The 24,177-nt window shown below is 66.4% G+C and carries 23 protein-coding genes; 4 read left to right on the top strand and 19 right to left on the bottom strand.

What is annotated here, in order from left to right:
• Nucleotides 1–58: 58 nt before the first annotated feature.
• From DKT77_RS20910 to lepA, 4 genes are all read right to left on the bottom strand, one after another.
• Nucleotides 59–568, bottom strand: a complete 510-nt coding sequence (locus DKT77_RS20910; protein ID WP_238547738.1) for a papain-like cysteine protease family protein — start codon at nt 566–568, stop codon at nt 59–61.
• A gap of 179 nt (nt 569–747) precedes the next feature.
• Nucleotides 748–1,035: a hypothetical protein gene (locus DKT77_RS20905; protein ID WP_238547737.1), complete on the bottom strand. Its 288-nt coding sequence runs from the start codon at nt 1,033–1,035 to the stop codon at nt 748–750.
• Between the two features lie 69 nt (nt 1,036–1,104).
• Entirely contained in the window at nt 1,105–1,404 is a 300-nt protein-coding gene (locus DKT77_RS07305; RefSeq protein ID WP_109811057.1) for a hypothetical protein, read from the bottom strand.
• A gap of 97 nt (nt 1,405–1,501) precedes the next feature.
• Nucleotides 1,502–3,304, bottom strand: coding sequence for a translation elongation factor 4 (gene lepA / locus DKT77_RS07300; RefSeq protein WP_109811056.1), 1,803 nt, complete (start codon nt 3,302–3,304; stop codon nt 1,502–1,504).
• Nucleotides 3,305–3,635: 331 nt separating this feature from the next.
• On the opposite strand from lepA, the gene DKT77_RS07295 reads away from it, so the two are divergent.
• From DKT77_RS07295 to DKT77_RS07285, 3 genes are all read left to right on the top strand, one after another.
• Nucleotides 3,636–4,964 carry a hypothetical protein gene (locus tag DKT77_RS07295; RefSeq protein WP_109811055.1) on the top strand — a complete coding sequence of 443 codons (1,329 nt, stop codon included), beginning with the start codon at nt 3,636–3,638 and terminating at the stop codon, nt 4,962–4,964.
• Nucleotides 4,965–5,204: 240 nt separating this feature from the next.
• On the top strand, nt 5,205–5,480 hold the full coding sequence (locus DKT77_RS07290; protein WP_109811054.1) for an acylphosphatase: 276 nt from the start codon (nt 5,205–5,207) through the stop codon (nt 5,478–5,480).
• The gene (locus tag DKT77_RS07285; protein WP_109811053.1) at nt 5,477–6,091 is read left to right on the top strand and encodes a DNA-3-methyladenine glycosylase I; all 615 of its coding nucleotides are present in this window, start codon (nt 5,477–5,479) and stop codon (nt 6,089–6,091) included. Before DKT77_RS07290 ends, DKT77_RS07285 begins: the two co-directional genes overlap by 4 nt.
• Here DKT77_RS07285 and DKT77_RS07280 read toward each other — a convergent pair.
• The 9 genes from DKT77_RS07280 to glpD all read right to left on the bottom strand — a co-directional run bounded on the left by DKT77_RS07280 (nt 6,088) and on the right by glpD (nt 16,824).
• Nucleotides 6,088–6,987 carry an NAD-dependent epimerase/dehydratase family protein gene (locus tag DKT77_RS07280; protein WP_109811052.1) on the bottom strand — a complete coding sequence of 300 codons (900 nt, stop codon included), beginning with the start codon at nt 6,985–6,987 and terminating at the stop codon, nt 6,088–6,090. The two genes, DKT77_RS07285 and DKT77_RS07280, sit on opposite strands and share 4 nt — an antisense overlap.
• A 582-nt stretch (nt 6,988–7,569) precedes the next feature.
• On the bottom strand, nt 7,570–9,057 hold the full coding sequence (glpK, locus tag DKT77_RS07275; RefSeq protein WP_109811051.1) for a glycerol kinase GlpK: 1,488 nt from the start codon (nt 9,055–9,057) through the stop codon (nt 7,570–7,572).
• 115 nt (nt 9,058–9,172) lie between these two features.
• Nucleotides 9,173–10,894 (bottom strand): ABC transporter substrate-binding protein, encoded by a 1,722-nt coding sequence (locus DKT77_RS07270; RefSeq protein WP_109811050.1) that lies wholly within the window; start codon nt 10,892–10,894, stop codon nt 9,173–9,175.
• Between the two features lie 72 nt (nt 10,895–10,966).
• Nucleotides 10,967–11,242 (bottom strand): DUF2160 domain-containing protein, encoded by a 276-nt coding sequence (locus DKT77_RS07265; protein WP_109811049.1) that lies wholly within the window; start codon nt 11,240–11,242, stop codon nt 10,967–10,969.
• A gap of 15 nt (nt 11,243–11,257) precedes the next feature.
• The gene (locus tag DKT77_RS07260; RefSeq protein WP_109811048.1) at nt 11,258–12,112 is read right to left on the bottom strand and encodes a carbohydrate ABC transporter permease; all 855 of its coding nucleotides are present in this window, start codon (nt 12,110–12,112) and stop codon (nt 11,258–11,260) included.
• Nucleotides 12,112–12,984: a carbohydrate ABC transporter permease gene (locus tag DKT77_RS07255; RefSeq protein ID WP_109811047.1), complete on the bottom strand. Its 873-nt coding sequence runs from the start codon at nt 12,982–12,984 to the stop codon at nt 12,112–12,114. Before DKT77_RS07255 ends, DKT77_RS07260 begins: the two co-directional genes overlap by 1 nt.
• A gap of 1 nt (nt 12,985) precedes the next feature.
• Entirely contained in the window at nt 12,986–14,089 is a 1,104-nt protein-coding gene (locus DKT77_RS07250) for an ABC transporter ATP-binding protein (protein ID WP_109811046.1), read from the bottom strand.
• 14 nt (nt 14,090–14,103) lie between these two features.
• Nucleotides 14,104–15,192, bottom strand: a complete 1,089-nt coding sequence (locus DKT77_RS07245; RefSeq protein WP_109811045.1) for an ABC transporter ATP-binding protein — start codon at nt 15,190–15,192, stop codon at nt 14,104–14,106.
• 30 nt (nt 15,193–15,222) lie between these two features.
• Nucleotides 15,223–16,824: a glycerol-3-phosphate dehydrogenase gene (gene glpD / locus DKT77_RS07240; RefSeq protein WP_109811129.1), complete on the bottom strand. Its 1,602-nt coding sequence runs from the start codon at nt 16,822–16,824 to the stop codon at nt 15,223–15,225.
• 240 nt (nt 16,825–17,064) lie between these two features.
• Between glpD and DKT77_RS07235 the strand changes: the two genes are divergently transcribed.
• Entirely contained in the window at nt 17,065–17,826 is a 762-nt protein-coding gene (locus DKT77_RS07235) for a DeoR/GlpR family DNA-binding transcription regulator (RefSeq protein ID WP_109811044.1), read from the top strand.
• A 38-nt stretch (nt 17,827–17,864) separates the two neighbouring features.
• Here DKT77_RS07235 and aroA read toward each other — a convergent pair whose 3' ends face one another.
• The 6 genes from aroA to DKT77_RS07205 all read right to left on the bottom strand — a co-directional run bounded on the left by aroA (nt 17,865) and on the right by DKT77_RS07205 (nt 24,109).
• Nucleotides 17,865–19,211, bottom strand: coding sequence for a 3-phosphoshikimate 1-carboxyvinyltransferase (gene aroA, locus DKT77_RS07230; protein ID WP_109811043.1), 1,347 nt, complete (start codon nt 19,209–19,211; stop codon nt 17,865–17,867).
• Between the two features lie 10 nt (nt 19,212–19,221).
• Complete coding sequence (gene trmB, locus DKT77_RS07225; protein ID WP_109811128.1) at nt 19,222–19,956, bottom strand: tRNA (guanine(46)-N(7))-methyltransferase TrmB; 735 nt, start codon at nt 19,954–19,956, stop codon at nt 19,222–19,224.
• A 32-nt stretch (nt 19,957–19,988) separates the two neighbouring features.
• Nucleotides 19,989–21,581, bottom strand: a complete 1,593-nt coding sequence (lnt, locus tag DKT77_RS07220) for an apolipoprotein N-acyltransferase (RefSeq protein WP_238547736.1) — start codon at nt 21,579–21,581, stop codon at nt 19,989–19,991.
• A 75-nt stretch (nt 21,582–21,656) separates the two neighbouring features.
• Nucleotides 21,657–22,568, bottom strand: a complete 912-nt coding sequence (locus tag DKT77_RS07215) for a hemolysin family protein (RefSeq protein WP_109811041.1) — start codon at nt 22,566–22,568, stop codon at nt 21,657–21,659.
• Nucleotides 22,569–22,581: 13 nt separating this feature from the next.
• Complete coding sequence (ybeY, locus tag DKT77_RS07210; RefSeq protein WP_109811127.1) at nt 22,582–23,112, bottom strand: rRNA maturation RNase YbeY; 531 nt, start codon at nt 23,110–23,112, stop codon at nt 22,582–22,584.
• Nucleotides 23,096–24,109, bottom strand: a complete 1,014-nt coding sequence (locus DKT77_RS07205; RefSeq protein WP_109811040.1) for a PhoH family protein — start codon at nt 24,107–24,109, stop codon at nt 23,096–23,098. Before DKT77_RS07205 ends, ybeY begins: the two co-directional genes overlap by 17 nt.
• Nucleotides 24,110–24,177: the final 68 nt, after the last annotated feature.

Here is a 24,177-nt window from a genome sequence, read left to right as displayed (position 1 = left end):
GACCTGATCCGGGCCCTGAACCGCCGTCAGATACCCGCGCCGCGATGGTGTGGCAGGGTCACTCCACGCCCAGTGGATCCAACGCCTGCGCGTTGGCCCAGGACGTCACCCAGGCCGACGCGACCCAGCCCTGCCGATAGGTGTCGAAGAAGATCGGCCCTTGCGCTCCGTGCGCACCCGGAGCATGGGCCGGATCATGCAGGATCAGTGCGGGCTTCCCGTCCACCTGGTCGTAGCCGACGATCAGCGTGGCATGGGCATTGCGGAACCCGATGATCAGGCGGCGGTTGTCGATATGATCGCGCACCTGCGCAAAAGTCATGCTGGCCGCGTTCTCCGCGGTCCAAGCCATGCGCAGACCCGGTACCATCCGGTTGATCAGCCGTCCGATATCATGGGCCGTTGCCTTGCAGTTGGCGTTCTCCAGCCCCAGCAGCGCCACCCCCGCATTGGCGAAGGCAATCTGCGACTGGCGCACACCGTAATGCGCCGTCAGCATGTCGCCGCAGGTGGCCCAGCACAGGTTGGACCGCATCTGCTGGCAGTGTTCGACTATGAGTTCAGGCATGTTGGCTCCGGATTTTGCCGCGCTGCGCAAGGCGCGGCGGCGGGCGGCCCTACTTCGCGACTCGTGGCGCCAGGGCGTGTCACGAAGGTAGTGTGACGAGATCGCGTGCGCCAAGTCGGCAATCCCCACGCGCGATCCGAAATAGTGGAAATCCCGACCCGGTTTGCTGAGCAAGCGGTTCAGGCGATACGTGCCTGTGCGCGGCGCGTCAGAACCAGCACGAGAACAAGGTCGATGCCGGTTACGACCAGGTTCCAAAGGTAGAGCCATATCAGCGGGCTGAGAATGCCGGTCGCCTGCCATACCTCCAGCTTGGAGGCGACACCTGCGATGTAGCCGCAGCAGATCAGCACCACGAAGAAGGCGCTTTTTCCCGCTGCCTGCCCGGTGCGGACCATTTTGGCGATCGACCAATACCAGCTGACGGAAAAGCTGATGAGCATGGCGGCTTCATAGGTCTGTTGCATGGAGTGTCCTTCCTGTTCCTCGGTCGGCCAGTCGCGGCGCCCGCCCCTGCGGCGAGGAGAGCGCCGGGTTCATGTGGCCGCGCAGAAATCCGCCCGACCGGCCTTGCGGCCGAGGTAAAACACAAGAAAAAGGTCGAAGCCGGTGACCGCGAAGTTCCAGGCATAGAGCCAGATCAGCGGGTTCAGAGCGCCGGTGACGCTCCATTCAAAGAGCTTGGCGGCCACCCCGGCGCAGTAGCCGAAGCAGACCATAGAGACGCATAGCTTGCTCTTGCCGGCGGCGACACCGGTGCGCAGCATCTTGATGACGGACATGTACCAGCCAAGCGAGAAGGCGATGAGCATGGACGCTTCGAGGATATCTTGCATGGGGTCCTCCCTTATCTGAAGGGAAGTTAACCCTGCTGCACGACGAGCTCCGTGCGATTCGACACGTAAAGGGCGAACCGAAGGTTCGCCCTGTCTGTCAGCTGTCCATTTTCAGTGCCGAGATGAACGCCTGCTGCGGGATCTCGACCTTGCCGAACTGGCGCATCTTCTTCTTGCCGGCCTTTTGCTTGTCCAACAGCTTGCGCTTGCGGGTCGCGTCGCCCCCATAGCACTTGGCCGTCACGTCCTTACGCATCGCGCTCAGCGTCTCGCGCGCGATCACCCGCCCGCCGATCGCCGCCTGGATCGGGATCTTGAACATGTGGCGCGGAATCAGCTCCTTCAGCTTCTCGCACATGGCGCGCCCGCGCTGTTCGGCCCTGTCCCGGTGCACCATCATCGACAGCGCGTCCACGGGTTCATCATTGACGAGGATCTGCATCTTGACCAGCGCGTCCTCGCGGTAGCCTTCCATCTGGTAATCGAAGGACGCATAGCCCTTGGTCACCGATTTCAGCCGGTCGTAGAAGTCGAACACCACCTCGTTCAGCGGCAGGTCGTACACCGCCATCGCGCGGCTGCCGGCATATGTCAGGTCAAGCTGGATGCCGCGCCGTTCCTGGCAGAGCTTCAGCACGTCGCCGAGGTATTCGTCCGGCACGAGGATCGTCGCCTTGATGCGTGGCTCTTCGATATGGTCGACATAGGTCATGTCGGGCATGTCGGCGGGGTTGTGCAACTCCTTCATCTCGCCATCCTTCATGTGAAGGTGGTAGACGACCGACGGTGCCGTGGTGATCAGCTCGATATCGTATTCCCGTTCGATCCGGTCACGGATCACCTCCAGGTGCAGCAGGCCCAGGAAGCCGCAGCGGAACCCGAAGCCGAGCGCGGCGGAGGTTTCCATCTCGAAACTGAAGGAGGCGTCGTTCAGCGCCAGCTTCTCGATGGCCGAACGCATGTCCTCGAACTCGGAACTGTCCACAGGGAAAAGGCCGCAGAACACAACTGGGACGGAGGGCTTGAAGCCCGGCAGCGCCGTGGCGCAGGGCTTCTTTTCGTGGGTGATCGTGTCGCCGACGCGGGTGTCGCGGACCTGCTTGATCGACGCGTTCAGATAGCCGATCTCGCCCGGGCCAAGCTCCTTCACGGCGGTCATGGCGGGGCGGTAGATACCCACGTCGTCCACGTCGTAGGTGCCGCCCGTTTTCATCATGCGGATGCGGTCGCCCTTCTTCAGAACGCCGTCGATGATCCGGACGATCACGATGACCCCGAGATAGCTGTCGTACTTGCTATCCACCAGCATCGCTTTCAGCGGCGCGTCGCGGTCACCTGTGCGGGGCGGCGGCAGCCGGGTGACGATAGCTTCCAGAACGTCCGGAATCCCGATGCCGGTCTTGGCCGAGATCTCCACCGCGTCATGCGCCTCGATGCCGATGACGTCCTCTATCTGTTCGCGGACGCGGTCGGGATCGGCGGCCGGCAGGTCCACCTTGTTCAGAACGGGGACAATTTCATGATCCGCTTCAATGGCTTGGTAAACATTGGCGAGGGTCTGCGCCTCCACCCCCTGGGACGCGTCCACCACCAGAAGCGAGCCTTCCACGGCCTGCATCGATCGCGACACCTCGTAGCCGAAATCCACATGGCCCGGCGTGTCGATCAGGTTCAGCACGTAGGTGTGCCCGTCCTTCGCCGGATACTCGATCCGCACGGTGTTGGCCTTGATCGTGATCCCGCGTTCCCGCTCGATATCCATGGAATCAAGGAGTTGCTCCTGCATGTCGCGTTCGGCGACGGTGCCGGTGAGCTGGATCAGCCGGTCGGCCAGGGTGGATTTCCCGTGGTCGATATGGGCGACGATGGAGAAGTTCCGGATATGTGCGAGATCGGTCATGCAGGGGGATATGCGGCTGTTTCGCGGGGCAGTCAATGGCCGTGCAAAGCGCATAAAGGCGGTGGGCGCCTCCCGCTCGAGGCCCGTAGGACTCGCATATGAATTCCATATGACTTTCATATGATTCCGAAGCGGCACCGTGGCTGACCGAAGCCGGACGGCGAAGACACGGGCCGCGCGGGGAGCGAGGCGTGCGACGGCAGGCACGGCAGGGGTGCGGTCGGGGAAAACCCACCTTGCCCACCCTGCGCGACCCGTGCCGGGACCGATGCGCCAGCTTGCGCCCACGCGCCCCCTGCGCCTAGCGTGGGCGCGGAAGGCAGGGCGGGCGATGGTCGAAATCACGGACGAAAAAGGCGCACGGGCTTGGCTGGAGATGCAGCCGAAACAGGTCTGCGTGGCGATGGCGGCGCGAATTGCGCTGCGCGGCCTCGCCGCATTGGGAGCTGCGGATGGCGAAACAAGCGAGCGTCTCGTCTTGGTCGTGTTCCGCGCGGTTCTTGTAGCTGGCGCAAGCGCCACATCGCCGGTTGCTCAAGAAAGCAGGCTCCGCAGCGCCGCACGCCGTGCCGTTAATGCAGATTTCTCTGGTGCACGCCCCGCAATGTCCGCCGGAGCCATTTCGCATTACGCAGCCCGCGTCGCAGCAGGAATGAACCCCACCAAGAGCATCACTCGTGCGATCAGTAGTGCCGTGACCCTGGAGGCCTCTGATCCAAATCCGACGCCCGTCATCTCTGTCGGCTCCCGCGCCGTCCCCGACGCCTTCTCTGCTTTCAACCAGGATGCAGTGGCTAGCGTCGAGGCAGCCGAATCGCCGGAACTCCTGTTCAATGAACCTGTCTGGCGCAGCGTCGACGAACCGGAAGGACTGGCCAAGGGCCGCACCTCGCTGCTGCGGTTCCTCGATGCCGACCCGGCCAAGTGGGATTTCTGGGCTCGCTGGTATCGCGGCATGTTCGACGGCCAGCCGATGGACTGGGCGCTGCAACGCGATGTGGCGCTGATCCCGGACGGTGTGTGGCAGGCCGGACCGGCAGAGGTGGCCAAGCGGGTTGCGGAGATCGAGAACCAGTTCGCGCCCATTCCGCCCGAAGCGGCGCGCGCGCAGGCGCAGGTGCTTTTGCTTCGTCCGCAAATCACGGTGCTGCAGGCAAACGGCTTGCGCGAACTGATCGACCGCGCCGTGGACGAGTATCGGCGGGAGGTATGCAACCAGTTGCCGGACTGCCTGCAGCCGCTGGAGAACCTGCCGGTCATCCTGCATCAGATCGCCGAAACCGCCGACGGCGATGCGCCGATGACCGAGAAGGAAGCCGCACTGATGCGGATATTGCCGCTGATGGCCAGGACGATTTCGTACCTGAACCGTCGGTTGCAGGCGGCACACGCGGACAAGGCGACCGGCGATCCCGACAAACGGCGGCTGTTCCACGATGCGTTTTACGGTCGCTTGGGCGAGCGCAGCGCGGAGTTGATTACGTCGAAAACTCTTTGGGGTGGTCTGCTTCTTGGCGCGACCGTTCTTCTTGGATCATCGGTCGAGAACGTCCAAGCCGGGCTGAGCACGTGCTATGAGAGCATTATCAAGCCCGAAGCTGGCCAGGAGCGATTTCCTCCGCCCCCGCCGCATTTCCCCGACCCATTTGACGAAGCATGACCCGCCCGGCGGATACGCCGGGCCGCGCCCGACCCGCCCCCCAGGGCGGGCGCGGTTTCACCGCCCCCACCCTCGGGCCGGTCGCGGCCCTTGGTGCAACACCGCAGCCAGCGCACTTGGCACCTTTCTCAGAAGCGCTGGACCACCGCATCACCGGAGCGTTCATCTGGGGCCGGTTGCGCTGACCTTCCCCCGCGCGGTGGGGTGGACCGGCGCGGGGCGCTCTGGCAGGCTGGGTACATGGACGAGATGACAGTGACAGCAACGATCACCGGCAGGGTGCAGGGCGTTTTCTTCCGCGCCTGGACGCAATCGGAGGCGCGCGCGCGGGGTCTGAGCGGCTGGGTTCGGAACGAGGCGGACGGATCGGTCACCGCGCTGCTGCATGGACCCGGCGCGGCGGTTCAGGCCATGCTCGCCGCGCTGCATGACGGCCCGCAGGCCGCCCGCGTGGACAGCGTGACCACCGCCCCCGCCCCGCCGCCCAGCACGGACGGGTTCGAGATCACCGGATGAACGGCACGGTGCCCGGCCCGGACGGCCGACCGCGCTGCGGCTGGTGCGCCGCCGCGCCGGAGTTCTTCGCCTATCACGACGCCGAGTGGGGCTTCCCGGTGGCGGACGACCGGCGGCTGTTCGAGAAGATCTGCCTTGAGAGTTTCCAATCCGGGCTGAGCTGGCGCACGATCCTCGCCAAGCGGGAGAATTTCCGCACAGCCTTCGCCGGGTTCGACTTCGACGCGGTGGCGCGGTTCGACGATACCGACGTGGCGCGGCTGATGGCGGATGCGGGCATCGTGCGGCACCGGGGCAAGATCGCCGCGGTCATCAACAATGCCGTGCGCTGCCGCGCGCTGGTGGCCGAGGAAGGGTCTTTCGCGGCGTTCGTGTGGTCCTTCGAGCCGCAGGAAGACCGGCCCGCCGCGCCGGTGCGCGCGACCTCGCCCGCGTCGGTCGCGCTGTCGGCCGAACTGAAGCGGCGCGGCTGGCGCTTTGTCGGGCCGACGACGGTGCACGCCTTCCTTCAGGCGATGGGGCTGGTGAACGAGCACGCGGAGGGCTGCGCGATGAGGCCCGTGGCGGCGGCGGCGCGGGCGGCGTTCACGCCGCCGGGCGCGGCGGCCTAGGCGCGGGGGTCCGCGACGTAGCGGGTCCAGGGATGCTCTTCCACAAAGCCGAGCACCTCGCGGATCTTCGCGTTGGAATAGATCGCCTCGCTCTCGCCCATCGGGCGGGTCAGCGGCACGTTCGGGTAGTAGCGCGCGATGATCTCGGGCGTGGTGAGCGCGACCGAGTTGCCGTCATTTCCGGCGTTGAACACCTGGTAGCCAAGGCCCGGTGTCGTCAGGCACAGGTGGACGATCTGGCCAAGGTCGCGCGCGTCGATGTAGCAGAACGCGTTGCGCAGGCGCTGGTCCGGGTCGGCGAAGAAGGACGGGAAGAGGGTTTCGTACTCGTGCGGCTCGATCACGTTGCCGATGCGCAGGGCGCAGATGTCGGCGCCGCTGCGGCGCTGGAAGGCGCGGGCCGTGGCCTCGTTGCAGACCTTGGAGAGGCCGTAGCTGTCCATCGGGTCGGTGGGCGTGTCCTCGGTGATGGGCAGGTGGGGCGGGTCCAACGGGCCGTCATTGAAGCAGATGCCGTAGGTGGTTTCGGACGAGGCGATGACGATCTTGCCGATGCCGAGCTTGGTGGCGGCCTCGAGCACGTTATAGGTGCCCTGGGTGTTGACGCGGAAGGTTTCGCCGTCGGGGCGGATCAGGATGCGCGGAATGGCGGCGAAGTGGACGACGGCGTCGAAGGGGCGCGGGCCGGTGCCTGCCTCCAGATCCGCGAGCGTCCCGTGCGAGGTGAGCACCTGGAACATCTGGCCGCTGTCGGTGATGTCGGCGATCAGGGTCGGCACGCCGGGCAGGTCGAGCGGAGCAAGGTCGATATTGACCACCTCGTGTCCGCGGGAAAGCAGGTCCGGGATGACATGGCGGCCGGCCTTGCCGGTGCCGCCGGTGAACAGAATGCGCATGGAATCCTCCGATGATGCTGCGGCCACCCTGCGTGGGGGCCACTGCGGGTGCAAGGAGGTCGCGGTGCTGTCCGGACGCCCCCGGGTCGGGAGTGATCACGGCGGCGCGCGCGCGGCACATGGCACGGGTCCGGTGAAATGCGGGCGTCGCCGATGCCGGTGCGCATGATCGGGTCGGCGCGAAGGCAGGGCGGACAGGCCCGGGTCGACTGAAGTGCCGAACTGCGCGCGAGGCGGCTTCTCGGCGGCGGTGCGGACGGAGCATCGGCGCTGCGGAACGGCTTTGCCGACGCTTGGCGCGCGGTGATGGAGCGGGACAGCGCCAGATGCCCGAAGCCAGCGCCGCTCCAGCTGGGACATGACGCTGGCAGGACAGTCTGGAAAAGTCGCGGGCCGCCTCACAGCGCCCGCCAGAACGGGAAACCGGCCACGCGATCCGTGGGACCCGTCATGACAGGCAAGGAGCCCACGACCCCGATCCGGCGCCACCGCCGCGCGCGGCACGCGCGCGGCCGGGCCCAACGGGATGAGACATCGGCAGATGTCGAAGACGGGCGGGAGCCCCCCCCTGCCCTGCCGCGTTCAGACTGTCATCGTCGCCTGCACGGCCGCTTTCCAGCGTGCGTAGCGCGCGTCGCGGTCGGCCTCGCTGAAGCGCGGCTCGAACCGCCGCTCCAGCCGCCAGTTTCCGGCGAAGCCTTCGGCATCGGGATAGATCCCGGCGCGCATCCCCGCCAGCCATGCCGCCCCAAGCGCCGTCGTCTCGGTGATCTCGGGCCGGTCCACCGGTGCGCCGAGGATATCGGCCAGGAACTGCATCGCCCAGTCCGACGCGGACATCCCGCCATCCACCCGCAGTACGTCTCCCGCACCGGAGGCCTGCCAGTCCGCCGCCATCGCCTCCAGCAAGTCGCGGGTCTGGTAGCCGACGCTTTCCAGCGCCGCGCGCGCGAATTCCGCAGGGCCGGAATTGCGCGTCAACCCGTAGATCGCCCCGCGGCATTCCGCGTTCCAGTAGGGCGCCCCCAGCCCGGTGAAGGCCGGCACCAGCACCACCTGCTGCGCCGGGTCGGCGGTTTCCGCCAGCGGCTGCGTTTCCTTCGCCTCGCGGATGATCTTCAGCCCGTCGCGCAACCACTGCACCACCGCGCCGGCGATGAAGATTGACCCTTCCAGCGCGTAGGTCGGTGTGCCGTCGAACTGGTAGGCGACCGTCGTCAGCAGCCGGTTCTCCGACCGCACCGGCACAGCCCCGGTGTTCAGCAGCGCGAAGCATCCGGTCCCGTAGGTCGACTTCAGCATTCCCTCGCCGAAACAGGCCTGCCCCAGCGTGGCCGCCTGCTGATCGCCCGCGACACCGAGGATCGGCACCGCGTGGCCGAACAGATCCGGCCGCGTCTCGCCGAAGTCGCTGGCGCAGTCACGCACCTCGGGCAGCATCTGCATCGGGATATCGAGCAGCTTGCAGATCGTCGAGGACCAGGCCCCCTTGTGAATATCGTAAAGCATCGTGCGGCACGCGTTCGTCGCATCGGTCACGTGGCTGGCCCCACCGGTCATGCGCCAGATCAGCCAGGTGTCCACGGTCCCGAACAGCAGCTCGCCCCGCTGCGCGCGTTCGCGCGCGCCGTCCACGTTGTCGAGGATCCATTTAAGCTTGGTCGCCGAGAAATACGGGTCCATCAGCAGGCCGGTCTTTTCGGTGATCGTCTTCTCGTGCCCGGCCTCGCGCATGGTGCGGCAGAAATCGGCGGTGCGCCGGTCCTGCCACACGATCGCGTTGTGCACCGGCTTGCCGGTGGCTTTGTCCCACACCACCGTCGTCTCGCGCTGGTTGGTGATGCCGATGGCGGCGATGTCGCGCGGCGCGATCCCGGCCCGTTCGATCACTTCGCGGCAGGTGCCCGCGGTGGTCGACCACAGGTCGAGCGGGTCGTGTTCCACCCAGCCGCTGTCGGGATAGTGCTGGGCGAACTCCTCCTGCGCGGTGGCGGTGATGCGCATGTCCGCGTCGAACAGGATCGCGCGGCTGGAGGTGGTGCCCTGGTCGATGGCGAGGATATGGGTCACGGGTCGCGGTCCTTCGTCTGCCCGGCGGCGTGGCCGGGGTCTGGAATTCGGGCCTGCCCGGTCCGGCGGACAGGCGAAGGCCGGGGCGCGGCGTGCGCGCCCCGGCCGGAAGGGCTTACTGCCAGGACTTGATCAGCTCGTCATAGCCGATGGTCATGGGCTCCTCTTCCTCGTTGGCCAGCTTGGGCTTGGGTGCGCCCGGCTGCTCCAGCCAGTAGGAGGCGTCGCGTTCCTCGTTCAGCTTCGGGCCGATGTCGCCCTGGATGCCGGCCCGTTCGAGCCGTGCCAGAACGCTCTCCTGCGCCTCGCACAGCGCATCGAGCGCTTCCTGCGGGGTCTTGGCGCCGGACATCGCATCACCGATGTTCTGCCACCACAGCTGCGCCAGCTTGGGGTAGTCGGGGATGTTGGTGCCGGTGGGCGACCACTGCACCCGTGCGGGCGAGCGATAGAATTCCACCAGGCCGCCGAGACGCGGCGCGCGTTCGGTGAAGCTTTCGTCGTTGATCGTCGACTCGCGGATGAAGGTCAGGCCGACATGGCTTTTCTTCGTGTCCACGGTCTTGGAGGTGACGAACTGCGCATAGAGCCATGCCGCCTTCGCGCGATCGACCGGCGTGCTGTCGAGGATCGTCCACGAGCCCACGTCCTGATAGCCGATCTTTGTGCCTTCCTGCCAGTAGGCGCCGTGCGGCGAGGGAGCCATGCGCCACTTCGGCGTGCCGTCCTCGTTCATCACGGGCAGGTCGGGGGTGACCGTCGCCGCGGTGAAGGCGGTGTACCAGAACATCTGCTGCGCGATGTTGCCCTGCCCCGGGATCGGGCCGGCCTCGCCGAAGGTCATGCCCATCGCCGCCGGCGGGGTGTACTTCTGCAGCCATTCGATGGCCTTGGTCACGGCATAGACCGCCGCGGGGCTGTTGGTCGCGCCGCCGCGTGCCACGCAGGAGCCGACGGGCTGGCCCTGTTCGTTCACCCGGATGCCCCATTCGTCAACCGGCAGGCCGTTGGGTTCGCCCACGTCGCCCATCCCGGCCATGGACATCCACGCGTCGGTGTAGCGCCAGCCGAGCGACGGGTCCTTCTTGCCGTAGTCCATGTTGCCGAAGACCTCGCCCTCGACGCCCATGTGCGACAGGTCGCGGCCGGTGAAGAATTCGGCGATGTCCTCGTAGGCGGACCAGTTCACCGGAACGCCGAGATCGTAGCCATAGGCCTCGCGGAAGTCGGCCTGGTTCTTCTCGTCGTTGAACCAGTCGTAGCGGAACCAGTAGAGGTTCGCGAACTGCTGGTCGGGCAGCTGGTAGAGGTTGCCGTCCGGCGCAGTGGTGAAGTCCAGCCCGATGAAATCGTCGAGGTCGAGCGTCGGCGAGGTCACGTCGGCACCTTCGCCGGCCATCCAGTCGGTCAGGCTGCGCGCCTGCTTGTAGCGCCAGTGGGTCCCGATCAGGTCGCTGTCGTTGACGTAAGCGTCATAGACGTTCTCGCCGGTCTGCATCTGCACCTGCAGGCGTTCCACCACGTCGCCTTCGCCGATCAGGTCATGGGTGACCTCGATCCCTGTGATCGCGGTGAATGCGGGGGCCAGAACTTGCGATTCGTACTCGTGGGTCGTGATGGTTTCGGACACCACGTTGATGCTCATGCCCTGGAACGGTTCGGCTGCGTCGATGAACCACTGCATCTCGGCTTCCTGTTCCTCGCGCGTGAGCACGGACAGGCCTGCGATCTCGTCGTCGAGGAAGGCGCGCGCGGCCTCCATGTCGGCAAAGGCGGGTGTGCCGCCGATGAACAGCGCGAGCCCGAGGGCCGTGCTGGATTTGAAAAGACGGTTCATGGATTTCCTCCCGTAGATGAACCAGTGGGTTTATTGGGCACCGGGAGCCGTCCCGATGCCGGAGGCTTGATCTCAGACGAAGCGGAACACCGCGACGGCATAGACCAGGCAAACGATCAGCGCGTAGGGCTGAAGCTCTGCGCCGACCAATCCGAGCCAGGCCAGGTTGATGAAGGCCGAGCCGAGAAGCGTGATGAACAGCCGGTCACCGCGCGTCGTGTCGATCCCGAGAACGCCGCGGCGCGGGGTTTCGGGGAACTTGATCGCCAGGATCGTGAAGATCACCAGCAGGCTTGCGATCACAAGGAAGAAGATCGCGGTGGGGGTGGTCCAGGCCATCCATGCCATTGTCGGTCTCCTTTCTCAGACGCGGCCCAGGGCGAAGCCCTTGGCGATGTAATTGCGCACGAAGTAGATCACGAGCGCGCCGGGGATGATCGTCAGCACGCCTGCGGCGGCCAGCACGCCCCAGTCCACGCCCGAGGCGCCCACCGTGCGGGTCATCGTGGCGGCGATCGGCTTGGCGTCCACCGAGGTCAGCGTGCGCGACAGCAGCAGTTCCACCCAGGAGAACATGAAGCAGAAGAACGCGGCGACCCCGATGCCCGAGGCGATCAGCGGCATGAAGATCTTCACGAAGAAGCGCGGGAAGCTGTAGCCGTCGATATAGGCCGTTTCGTCGATTTCCTTGGGCACGCCGCGCATGAAGCCTTCGAGGATCCACACCGCCAGCGGCACGTTGAACAGGCAATGCGCCAGCGCCACGGCGATATGCGTGTCGAACAGCCCGACCGAGGAATAGAGCTGGAAGAACGGCAGCGCGAACACCGCAGGCGGCGCCATGCGGTTCGTGAGCAGCCAGAAGAACAGGTGCTTGTCGCCCAGAAACGTGTAGCGGGAGAACGCATAGGCGGCAGGCAGTGCCACGGTGATCGAGATGGTCGTGTTGATCACCACGTAGATCAGCGAGTTGACGTAGCCCATGTACCAGGACGGGTCCGACAGGATCGTCGCGTAGTTGGCGAGGGTCAGGTCGCGCGGCCAGAGCGAGAAGGTGCCGAGGATTTCGGTATTGGTCTTCAGGCTCATGTTCAGCAGCCAGTAGATCGGCAGCAGCAGGAACAGCAGGTACACGACCATCACGATGGCCGATCCGTTGACCCGCGGCAGCGACAGGCTGCGCGCGGCGGCGGTGCGGGGGGCGGTCATGTCGGCCATCAGCCAGCGTCCCTTTTGTCGAGGTTCGTCATCACGGTGTAAAACACCCAGGAAATTGCCAGGATCACGAGGAAATACATGATCGAGAAGGCGGCGGCGTTGCCGAGATCGAACTGCCCCAGCGCCATCTTCACGAGGTCGATGGACAGCAGCGTCGTGGCGTTGCCGGGTCCGCCGCCGGTCACGACGAACGGTTCGGTGTAGATCATGAAGCTGTCCATGAAGCGCAGCAGGATCGCGATCATCAGCACGCCCAGCATCTTGGGAAACTCGATGTAGCGGAACACGGCCCAGCGGCTGGCCTGGTCGATCTTGGCGGCCTGGTAGTAGGCGTTGGGGATCGATTGCAGCCCGGCATAGGCCAGCAGTGCCACGAGCGAAGTCCAGTGCCACACGTCCATCACGATGATCGTGGCCCAGGCGGCGAAAAAGTCCTGGGTGTAGTTGTAGTCCACCCCGATCTTGTCCAGCGTGTAGCCCAGAAGCCCGATATCGACCCGCGCGAAGACCTGCCAGATCGTGCCCACCACGTTCCACGGGATCAGCAGCGGCAGCGACATCAGCACAAGGCACACCGAAGCCCAGAACCCCTTCTTCGGCATGTTCAGCGCCACGAAGATGCCCAGCGGCACCTCGATTGCGAGGATGATCGCGGAAAACGCAAGCTGGCGGCCCAGCGCGTCCCACATCCGTTCGGAGTTCAGCAGTTCCTCGAACCAGATCAGACCGGCCCAGAAGAAGTTGTTCTGCCCGAAGCTGTCCTGCACGGAGTAGTTGACCACGGTCATCAGCGGGATCACCGCCGAGAACGCGACCAGCACGAGCACCGGCAGCACGAGGAACCAGGCTTTCTGGTTTACTGTCTTTTCCATGTCAGGCGGCCTCCCCGACCTTGCTGGGCTGGGTCGATCCGGGCGCGACGCGCCAGTCATCGACATAGACGTTCACGCCGGCCGGATCGAAGGTCACGCGGGTCATGTCCGGCCCGATGCTGTCGCTTTCGGCGGCGATGATGTTGAGGTCGCGTTCGCCGAGGGTGGCGCGCACGATCTTGTGCCGGCCCACGTCCTCGACCCGGCGGATGGTGACGGGCAGCCCTTCGCCCGAGGTCAGGCGCGCGTATTCCGGGCGCACCCCGATCTCGACCTTGCCCGAAAGCGGCGCGAAGCCACCGGGCAGTGCGACGCTGCCACCTTCCACATGGGCGCGGTCGCCTTCGATGCGCGCGGGGATCACGTTCATGCCGGGCGAACCGATGAAATAGCCCACGAAGGTATGCGCCGGGCGCTCGAACAGCTCTTCCGGGGTGCCGATCTGGACCACGCGGCCATCGTACATCACCACGACCTTGTCGGCGAAGGTCAGCGCCTCGGTCTGGTCGTGGGTGACGTAGATCATCGTGTGGCCGAAATCGTGATGCAGGCGCTTGAGCTGGGTGCGCAGCTCCCACTTCATGTGGGGGTCGATCACCGTCAGCGGTTCGTCGAACAGCAGCGCGTTCACGTCCTCGCGGACCATGCCGCGGCCAAGGCTGATCTTCTGCTTGGCATCGGCCGTCAGCCCGCGCGCCTTGCGGTTCAGCGTGTCCTCCATCCCGATCATCGCCGCGATGGACTGCACGCGCTGTGCGATATAGGCCGGGTCCGCGCCGCGGTTGCGCAGCGGGAAGGCAAGGTTGTCGCGCACCGTCATCGTGTCGTAGACGACCGGGAACTGGAACACCTGCGCGATGTTGCGTTCCGCCGTGGGCGCGCCGGTCACGTCCTTGCCATCGAACAGGATGCGGCCCTGGCTGGGATGCAGCAGGCCCGAGATGATGTTCAGAAGCGTGGACTTGCCGCAGCCGGACGAGCCGAGCAGCGCGTAGGCCTCGCCGTCAGCCCAGTCGTGATTCAATTCCTTCAAGGCGAAATCGTCTTCGCTTGCCGGGTTGGGCATGTAGGAATGCGCGAGATTGTCGAGCGTGATCTTTGCCATGTGCGGTTCCCCCTTCAGGCGGCCAGCGCGTAGGACGCGGGCGCGAACAGGCGGCCATCCTCGCCGAAGATATAGACGTGGCTGGGATCAAGATGCACCTCGATCGGGCGGCCGAGATCCAGCGCGTGCACTCCGTGGATCAGCCCGACCCAGCGTTCGCCGTGGTGGTCGAGATGCACGAACGTTTCGGACCCGGTGATCTCGGTCACGCTGAGCGTGGCGGTGAAGGTCATCGCGTCGTCGCTGTGACGGGCGATTTCCAGGTGATTGGGCCGGAAACCGGCGGTGAAGCGCCCGTCGGGCAGGTCGGCCAGCCGCCCGGCCGCCGCCACCGACTGCCCGTCCCCGAAATTGAGCCGCCCGTCGGACTTGGTGATCGGCAGGAAGTTCATCGGCGGGTCCGAGAACACCCGCGCCGTGGTGGCATCGACCGGCTGGCGGTAGACCTCGGGTGTCGGGCCGAACTGGGTGATCCGCCCTTCCCACAGCGTGGCGACCTTGCCGCCCAGCAGAAGCGCCTCTTCGGGTTCGGTAGTGGCGTAGACGAAGATCGAACCGGCTTCCTCGAAGATCTTGGGGATCTCGATGCGCAGTTCCTCGCGCAGCTTGTAGTCGAGATTGGCGAGCGGTTCGTCCAGCAGCACCAGCCCCGCGTCCTTCACGAGCGCGCGGGCCAGTGCGCAGCGCTGTTGCTGCCCGCCGGACAGTTCCAGCGGCTTGCGGTCCAGCATCGCGCCAAGCTGCATCAGGTCGGCAGCCTTGCGCACCGCCGCATCGATTTCCGGCCCGGTCTTGCCCAGCAGGCGCATCGGGCTTGCGATGTTCTCGTAGACGGTCATCGACGGGTAGTTGATGAACTGCTGGTAGACCATCGCGACCCCCCGGTCCTGCACGCGCATCCCGGTCACGTCCTCGCCGTTCCACCAGATCTTTCCGGTGGCGGGCACGTCCAGCCCCGCCATCAGCCGCATGAGCGAGGTCTTGCCCGACAGCGTCGGCCCGAGAAGCACGTTCATCGTGCCCGGTTCGAGCGTGAGATCGGTCGGATGGATGTGCGTCTGCCCGCCCACGACTTTTGAAACGCCTTCAAGTCTCAGCGTCATTCGGTTCCTCCCTCTGGCCTGACCGGCCGTTTATTCGGCGGCGTCGCGGCGGGCTCGCCTGACCTGTGCCATCCAGTCGTCCAGTGTTTCGATCTGCTCCGCGCTCAGCCGCAGGCCAAGCTTGGAGCGGCGCCAGACCACATCTTCGGCGGTTCGGGCGTATTCCTTGTCCATCAGCCATTCGATCTCGCGGGCGGTCAGCGTCGCGCCGAAGCCCTGCCCGAGGTCCTTCTCGGCCTGCGCATCGCCCAACATCGTGGCCGCCTCGGTGCCGTAGGCGCGCACCAGACGCCGCGCCCAGAAATCCGTCAGGAACGGGTAGGCCGACTTCAGATCGCCGATCAGCCGGTCCACATCCGACACCGGGAAGTCCCCACCGGGCAGCGGCACGCCGGCTGTCCACGGACCCTTCAGGCCCGGAAAGAAGGTGCCGATCTTTTCCATCGCGGATTCGGCGAGACGGCGATAGGTGGTGATCTTGCCGCCGAACACGTTGAGCAGCGGCGCGCCCCCGGCCGTGTCCACCGACAGCACGTAGTCGCGCGTTGCCGCGGTGGCCGACTTGGCGCCGTCATCATAGAGCGGGCGCACGCCGGAATAGGTCCAGACGACATCGTCCTTGCCCAGCGGCGTCTTGAAGTAGTTCGAGGCGAAGTTCAGCAGGTAGTCGCGTTCGCCCTCGGTGATCTCGGGCTTGGTCGAGACGTCGGTATGTTCCTGGTCTGTGGTGCCGATCAGCGTGAAATCTGTCTCGTAGGGAATGGCGAAGATGATCCGGCCATCCTCACCCTGGAAGAAATAGCACTTGCCGTGGTCGAACAGCTTGCGCGTGACGATGTGGCTGCCACGCACCAGCCGGACGCCTTCGCTGGAATTGATCCGCACGGTGTTCTGGATCACGTCGCGCACCCATGGGCCGCCCGCGTTGACCAGCATCTTCGCCTGCACCGTGTGTTCGGCGCCGGTTTCGGTGTCCCGCAGGGCGACCCGCCACAGATCGTCCTCGCGGGTGGCCGACACGACGCGGGTGCGGGTCATCACCTCTGCCCCGCGCGCTTCGGCGTCGCGGGCATTCAGAACGACGAGGCGGCTGTCCTCGATCCAGCAGTCGGAATACTCGTAGGCGCGCTTGAACTTTTCCTTCAGCGGCGCACCCGCCGGGTCCTTGGACAGATCGACCGTTGTCGTGCCAGGCAGGATCTTCCGCCCACCCAGATTGTCGTAGAGAAACAGGCCCAGCCGGATCAGCCAGGCCGGACGTCGGCCCTTCATCCACGGCATCACCGTGTTCAGCAGTTTCGAAGTCGGCGTCGCGTTCTCGAACCGCATGTCCTTGTGATACGGCAGCACGAAGCGCATGGGCCAACTGATATGGGGCATCGCCCGCAGAAGGGTTTCGCGTTCGATAAGCGACTCGCGCACGAGCCGGAATTCGAAATACTCGAGATACCGAAGGCCGCCATGGAACAGCTTGGTCGAGGCGGACGAGGTCGCGGAGGCAAGGTCGTTCATCTCGGCCAGGCCGACCGTAAGCCCCCGACCGACCGCATCGCGCGCTATTCCGCACCCGTTGATCCCGCCGCCGATGACAAAGAGATCAACGACCCGGTGTGATTCCGGTGATGTCTGCAAGATGCCCTCCCCGGCATGTCTGCTTGGCAATACCACACCACAGCAGGCCGCGATATGTCAACGTCATTTTTCGTTTTTGTTCGCTTTGTGCATTTCGCACCCGTCGATAGGCCGCAAAATGCTGCATGTGCAAAGGAAAAGCGCCTCAACAACCCGCGTAACAGTTCGCTCCAAGAGCGAGAATGTCTTGCTCGCCCGCCCTCAAACGAACATATTCGAGCGAAGGGGAGGACAAATCGCATGGCGCACAGCTTTCGTCAGACCGATATCCTGGAAATCGCTCTGAGCGAGGGCAAGGTGACGGTCGAGGACCTGGCCGAACGCTTCGGCGTGACCGTCCAGACCATCCGGCGCGACCTTTGCGAACTGGCCGATACCGGCAAGCTGGAACGCGTTCATGGCGGTGCAGTGCTGCCGTCGGGCGTGTCGAACATCGGCTACGAGCATCGGCGCGACCTGCACCACGCCGAGAAGGCCGCGATCGCAAAGCGCTGTGCGACCGAGATCCCGGACAGCTGTTCGGTGTTTCTGAACATCGGCACCAGCACCGAACAGGTGGCGCGAGAGTTGCTGAACCGCACAGACCTGATGGTCGTGACCAACAACATCAACGTCGCCAACATTCTTGTCGCCAACGACAATTGCGACATCGTGGTGGCCGGCGGCCTGCTGCGCCGCGCCGATGGCGGGCTGGTGGGCGATCTGACCAGCCAGGTGATCGCGCAGTTCAAGTTCGATTATGCGGTGATCGGCTGTTCCGCGCTGGACGAAGACGGCGACCTGCTGGACTTCGATGTGCAGGAGGTCAGCGTGTCGAAAAGCATCATCCGGCAGGCGCGGCGCACCTTCCTTGTCGCCGACAATTCCAAGTTCTTCCGGTCCGCGCCGGCGCGCATCGCTTCGCTTCGGGACATCGACATGTTCTTCACCGACAGGCCGCCCCCGGCGCAGGTGCAGGCGCGATGCCGCGAATGGGACACCCAGATCGTCGTCGCGCCGTGACGGGCGCGCCCGGGGGCACTGCTTTTCTCGGGCCGCGATCAACCTTCGGCGAAGCGCGCGCCCAGTCCGCACATCAGCGTCTCGAAGATCGGGAAAGACGTGGCGATCGGGCCCGCATCATCCACCGTGACCGGCTTGCGCGTGGCCATCCCGAGACACAGGAACGACATGGCAATGCGGTGATCGAGCCGCGCCGCGCAGGTCGCGCCGCCCGGCACCTGTCCCGCGCCCAGCCCGTGAACGGTCATCGTGTCCTCGGTTTCCTCGACCCGGACGCCGCACGCTTCCAGACCACGCGCCATCGCGTCGATCCGGTCGCTTTCCTTCACGCGGAGTTCCTTCACGCCCAACATGCGGGTCGCGCCCGACGCGTTGGCGGCGACCACCGACAGGATCGGATATTCGTCGATCATCGACGGCGCGCGGTCCGGCGGGACCTCCACTCCGGCCATGTCGGGCGAAAAGCGCGCGCGCAGATCGGCCACCGGTTCGCCGCCCTCAAGCCGTTCGTTTTCATAGGTCAGGTCCGCGCCCATCTCGCGCAGCGTTTCGAACAGGCCCGCGCGGGTCGGGTTCAGGCCGATATTGGGCACCAGCACGTCCGAGCCGGGCACAATCAGCGCGGCGCAGACAGGGAACGCGGCAGAACTGGGATCGCGCGGCACGGCGATTGTCTGCGGGCGCAGCTCCGGCCGGCCGGTCAGCGTGATGACGCGGCCCTCGGTCGTGGTTTCGGTCACGATCTCGGCGCCGAACCCCGCCAGCATCCGTTCGGAATGATCGCGCGTCGCCTCGGCCTCGATCACGGTGGTCTGGCCCGGCGCGTTCAGCCCGGCCAGCAGCACGGCGGACTTGACCTGCGCCGACGGCATCGGAGTGACATAGCGCACAGGCACCGGCTGCGCCGCGCCCACGATGGTCATGGGCAGCCGCCCGCCCTTGCGCCCGTGGGCCGCAGCGCCGAACTGCGCGATCGGGTCGGTGATCCGGCCCATCGGCCGCCCGCGCAGGCTGGCATCGCCGGTGAAGGTCGCGGTGATCGGCGTCGTCGCCATCGCGCCCATCACCAGCCGCACGCCGGTGCCGGAATTGCCACAGTCGATCACCTGATCGGGTTCCGCGAAGCCACCGACGCCGACGCCGTGCACCGACCATGCGCCGGGACCATGGCGCGTGACTTCGGCCCCGAAGGCCCGCATCGCCGCGGCGGTATCGAGCACGTCCTGCCCTTCCAGCAGCCCTGTGACCCGTGTCTCGCCCACGGCGAGCGCGCCCAGGATCAGCGACCGGTGCGAGATCGACTTGTCGCCGGGCACATCCGCCTGCCCGGTCAGCGGACCGGCGGCATGGGCGGAAAGCGGGCGGGCGGGGCCGTGTGCAGACATGGGCGGTTCCTTATTGCGGCGCGGGCGCGTCGGTGCGCCGGAAGGTCAGGTAATGCGGGGTGCGGCCCTCGCGCAGGGCCTTTTGTTCATAGCGGGTGGACAGCCAGTCGTCCCAGGGCGCGCGCCAGTCGGCTGGCCCGGTTGCCAGCCAGTCGAAATCGGCGCGCGGCAGCATCTGTTCCAGCGTCTGGCGAACGTAGTCGGGTATGTCCGTCGCCACGCGGAAGATCGCGCCGGGGGCCAACACCCGCGACAGCGGATCGAGGTGTTCGGGCGTGACGAAGCGGCGGCGGTGGTGGCGCTTTTTCGGCCAGGGATCGGGGTAGAGCAGGAACGCCCGGTCGATGCTGGCGGGCGGCAGAACGTCGAACATGTCCCGCACATCGCCGGGATGGATGCGCAGGTTCTCCACCCCCGCCTTGCGGATCTTGCCCAGCAGCATTGCGACGCCGTTGATGTAGGGCTCGCAGCCGATGATGCCGACCTGCGGGTTGGCGGCGGCCTGATGGACCATGTGCTCGCCTCCGCCGAAGCCGATCTCCAGCCAGACGGGCCGCCCGTCGAACAGCGTGGTCAGGTCCAGCGGCGTGCGGTCGGGATTGGCCGTCCAGTCCACCGCGCCGGGCGACAGCGCGTCCAGATCGCTTTCAAGATAGTCGATCTGGCTATCGCGCAGGTGCTTGCCCTTGCGGCGGCCATAGAAATTGCGCCACGGCGCTTCGGGGGGCTTCGTCGGTCGGCTCATGGGCGGTGGGATGCGCAGCCCAAGCGGAAAGGTCAAGAGCCAAGCGCGCGGCGACGGGCCCGCAGCAGCCCGGCAAGGACCAGCGCCGCAGCGGCGAGAAGCGGCACGTTGCCAACCAGGGCGAACGGCGTCGGCGGCAGCGGCGCGGGCAGCGCACGATCCAGCGCGCCCGCCGTGCCCAGTGCCAGCGCGCCTGTCACCCGCCCCACCGGGTCGATCATCGCCGAGATGCCGGTATTGGCGGCGCGCACCAACGGCAGGCCCTGTTCGGTTGCGCGCATCCGGGCCTGCGCGAGGTGCTGCTGCGGGCCGGCGAAGCGGCCGAACCATGCGTCGTTGGTGATCTGCAAGATCCAGTCGGGGCGCGGTCCGCCGGGGGGCGCCGCGGCATGGCGCGGGAAGATCACTTCATAGCAGATCAGCGGCAGCGCGCGGCCCAGCCCTGCGGCCGTAAGGTCGATCAGCGTGGGACCGGGACCGGGCGTGAAGCCGCCAAGGTAATCGGTGGCCAGGCCTTCCAGCCCAAGCCACGCGGCCAGCGCCCCGCCGGGGAAGTACTCGCCGAACGGGACGAGGTGGAACTTGTCGTAGACTTGGCCGATCCGCCCGCCGGGGCCGATCACCGCCAGTGCGTTGCGCAGGTCCGGGCCATCGAAGCGCTGCGCCCCCACGATCACCGGCACCCCGCCCGCCGCTGCCGCGATCGCGGCGTCCTGCTCGGGCGCTGTGCCGAGAAGATAGTAAAGGCTCACCTCGGGCCAGACCACCAGCGCGGGCGTCTGAGCGCCCGGCGCGGCGGGGGCGCGGGTCAGATCCAGGGCGCGGTTCCAGAACACCGGGATCATGTCGCGCCGCCATTTCAGGTGCTGCGCAGCGTTGGGCTGCACCAGCCGGATCACCGGTCGCGCGGCGTCTTGCACGGTCGGCGCCGCGCGCTGCGCCACCGTTCCCGCCAGAAGCGCGGCAGCGAACGCAGCGCCGGTGCCCGCCGCCCAAACCCCGCGCCGGGGCGCGCCGGGGCGCAGGGCGGCGCCAAGCGAGGCCGCCAGCAGCACGGTCAGCGCACCAAGGCCGTGCGGGCCGATCCATGCCGTCCAGAGCCGCAACGGCGTGTCCACCCACACAGACCCGATCAGGCCCCACGGAAAGCCGGTGAAGAGAACCGCGCGCAGCATCTCGGCCAGCGTCAGCGTCACCGCCAGCGCGGCCCCGCGCCGCCAGCCACTGGCTGGCACCAGCCAGACCGCAGCCGCGAAGCCGGCCGCCCAGAACAGCGCCAACCCGCCCGCCATCAGCACCAGTGCGAAGGGCGCCATCCAGCCGTGGCGCGCGATATCCACCAGAAAAGGTTCCACAATCCAGTGCAGCGTGACCGCGAAATATCCCAACCCGCAGGCCCAGCCGGTGAAGGCCGCGCGGCGCAGCCCCGGGCAGGTTGTGTCGGCTCCTGCCCCCTCCGCCCCCGGAACGGCACGGTCAAGCAGCAGCAAAGCGGCGGCAAGCGCGGCAAGCGTCGCGGCCGGCAGGCCGAACGGGGCATGGCCAAGCGCCATAGCAGCCCCGGCCGCGACCGCCAAAAGACGCGGCGCAACGCGCATTCGGGCCGGGATCAAGCCGTCAGGCATCGCGAGGCGGGCGTGGCAGGACACATGCACACAGGCGGGCTTGTCGAACCGAGCATAGCGGGACCGGCACGCCGGTCAGTCGTCCGCATCACCGGCGCCCGGCGCGGCCGTCACAGTGGGCTTGGGAACCTGGATGCGCAGCCGCTTGATCCGGCGCGGGTCGGCATCCACGACCTCGATCTCGACCCCGGCGGGGTGCTTTACGATCTCGCCCCGCGCGGGCACGCGCCCGGTCAGCAGGAACACCACGCCGCCCAGCGTGTCGGCCAGGTCGTCGCTGTCCGGGATCGACAGGTCGATGCCGACCTCGTCCTCGAACTCATCGAGAGGCGCGCGCGCCAGCGCCACGTAGACGCCGGGGCTTTCCTCGGTCCAGGGCTGGTCCTCGTCGACGTCGTGTTCGTCCTCGATCTCGCCGATGACCTGTTCGATCAGATCCTCGATCGTCACGAGCCCGTCGGTGCCGCCATATTCGTCGATCACCAGCGCCATGTGGATCCGCTCGCTCTGCATCTTCTGAAGCAGGATGCCGATCGGCATGGAAGGCGGCGCGTAGATCAGCGGTCGGACGAGTTTGCGCAGGTCGAATGCCGTAGCCTCGCCGTCGAAGCCGTATTGCAACGCCACGTCCTTCAGATGGACCATTCCAAGAGGCATGTCGAGCGTGCCCTCGAACACCGGCAACCGCGTGAAGCCGCTTTCGCGGAACATGTCGACCAGATCGGCGAGGTCGGTATCGGCGGCCACGGCCTCGATCTCGCCCTTGGGAATGGCCACGTCGGCGATCTGCATGCGTCGGAGGTTGGACAGGCCGGGACGTGCCCCGCCATTGCCCGATCGTGCCACGGGCGCAGCCGTACCGTTCACCCGGTCCCCGCGTGGTTTCACTTTGCGGCCCGTCAGAAGGCCCCAGAACCCACCGGAGCCAGTCTCCGTCTCTTCCTGCGCGCTTGGCGCTGCGCTAGACGACCCGTCGGCGTCCGTCATCATCCTGTCCCAGTCAAACCAGGGTGTCCGCACCCGCCCCGGAATAGGGGTCGGGCAGGCCCATGCCCTTCAATATAGCGACCTCGGCCGCTTCCATAAGTTCCGCGTCCGCGTCGTCGATGTGGTCAAAGCCCAAAAGATGCAAGACGCCATGCACCATGAGGTGCGAAACATGCGCCGACAATGGCACGCCAGCCACATCCGCCTCGGCCCGGCAGGTGCCGATCGCGATGGCGATGTCGCCCAGTTCCAGCGGTGGGCCGGATGCGGCGACGCGCGGCAGAACCGGCTTCAGGCCGGGACTTTGCGGCGCGCGATCCTCGGACGGCCAGGACAGCACGTTGGTCGGTGCTGGCTTGCCGCGGAAATCCGCGTTCAGCGCGGCAATGCGCGCGTCGCTGCAGCCCAGCAGCGCGATCTCGAACCTGGTGGGGTCCAGCCCCAGATAGCTAAGGGCAGCCTGGGCAGCAGCCTCGGCCAAGGACTCCAGCCCGACCTCGGACCAGCCGGGATCCTCGATGAGCGTGTCAACCAGTGGCGGCATCGGCGGCGTCATAGGCTTCGATGATGCGCGCCACGAGCGGATGTCGCACAACGTCCTTGGCGGTGAAGTAGCTGAACGAGATACCCTTGACCCCGGCCAGCAGCGTTTCGGCCTCGCGCAGGCCCGACTGCACCCCGCGCGGCAAGTCCACCTGGCTGCGGTCGCCCGTGATGACCATGCGCGAGCCTTCGCCAAGACGGGTGAGGAACATCTTCATCTGCATCGTGGTGGCGTTCTGTGCCTCGTCCAGCACCACGAAGGCGTTGGACAGCGTCCGCCCGCGCATGAAGGCGAGCGGCGCGATCTCGATCTTCTTCTCCTCGATCAGCTTGGCGGTCTGCTTGCCGGGCAGAAAATCGTTCAGCGCATCATAAAGCGGCTGCATGTAGGGATCGACCTTGTCCTTCATGTCGCCCGGCAGGTAGCCGAGCTTCTCGCCAGCCTCCACGGCGGGACGGGACAGGATGATCCGGTCCACTTGCCCGTCTATGAACATCGACACCCCGACCGCGACGGCAAGATAGGTCTTGCCGGTCCCCGCAGGGCCGATGCCGAAGGCCAGTTCGTGATCGAACAGCGCCCGAACATAGGCCTTCTGCGCGTCGGTGCGCGGCTCCACCGTCTTGCGGCGGGTGCGGATTTCCACCTGCTCTCGCTTGAACATCTCCAGCTGGTCGCCTTCGACATCAAGCTCGCGCGCGCGGGACATCCGCAATTCGCCGTCGATATCGCCCGGCTCCACCGTCTTGCCGACCTCGAGACGGGCATAAAGCGCACTCAGCGCGTCGGCCGCCAGAGCCTGCGCCTCGGGATCGCCGAACAGCGCAAGCTGGTTCCCGCGCCGAAGGATCTGCACGCCGAGCGTGGATTCGATCTGGGCGAGGTTGCGGTCGAACTGGCCGCAGAGGTCGATCAGCAGACGATTGTCAGGGAATTCAAGCTTGACCTCGGGGGCCGCCGCGCCTGGCTGGGGCGGGATCAACGCGCTGGTGTGCAAACAGGTCTCCTGGGTGAGGGTGCACTCACAGCCTGCCAAGTCGGAACCCGCATGGCAAGCCGGGTCTG

It is taken from the genome of Meridianimarinicoccus roseus, assembly GCF_003172915.1.
GTDB lineage: Bacteria > Pseudomonadota > Alphaproteobacteria > Rhodobacterales > Rhodobacteraceae > Meridianimarinicoccus > Meridianimarinicoccus roseus.
This window is presented reverse-complemented; position numbering and strand designations above follow the sequence as displayed.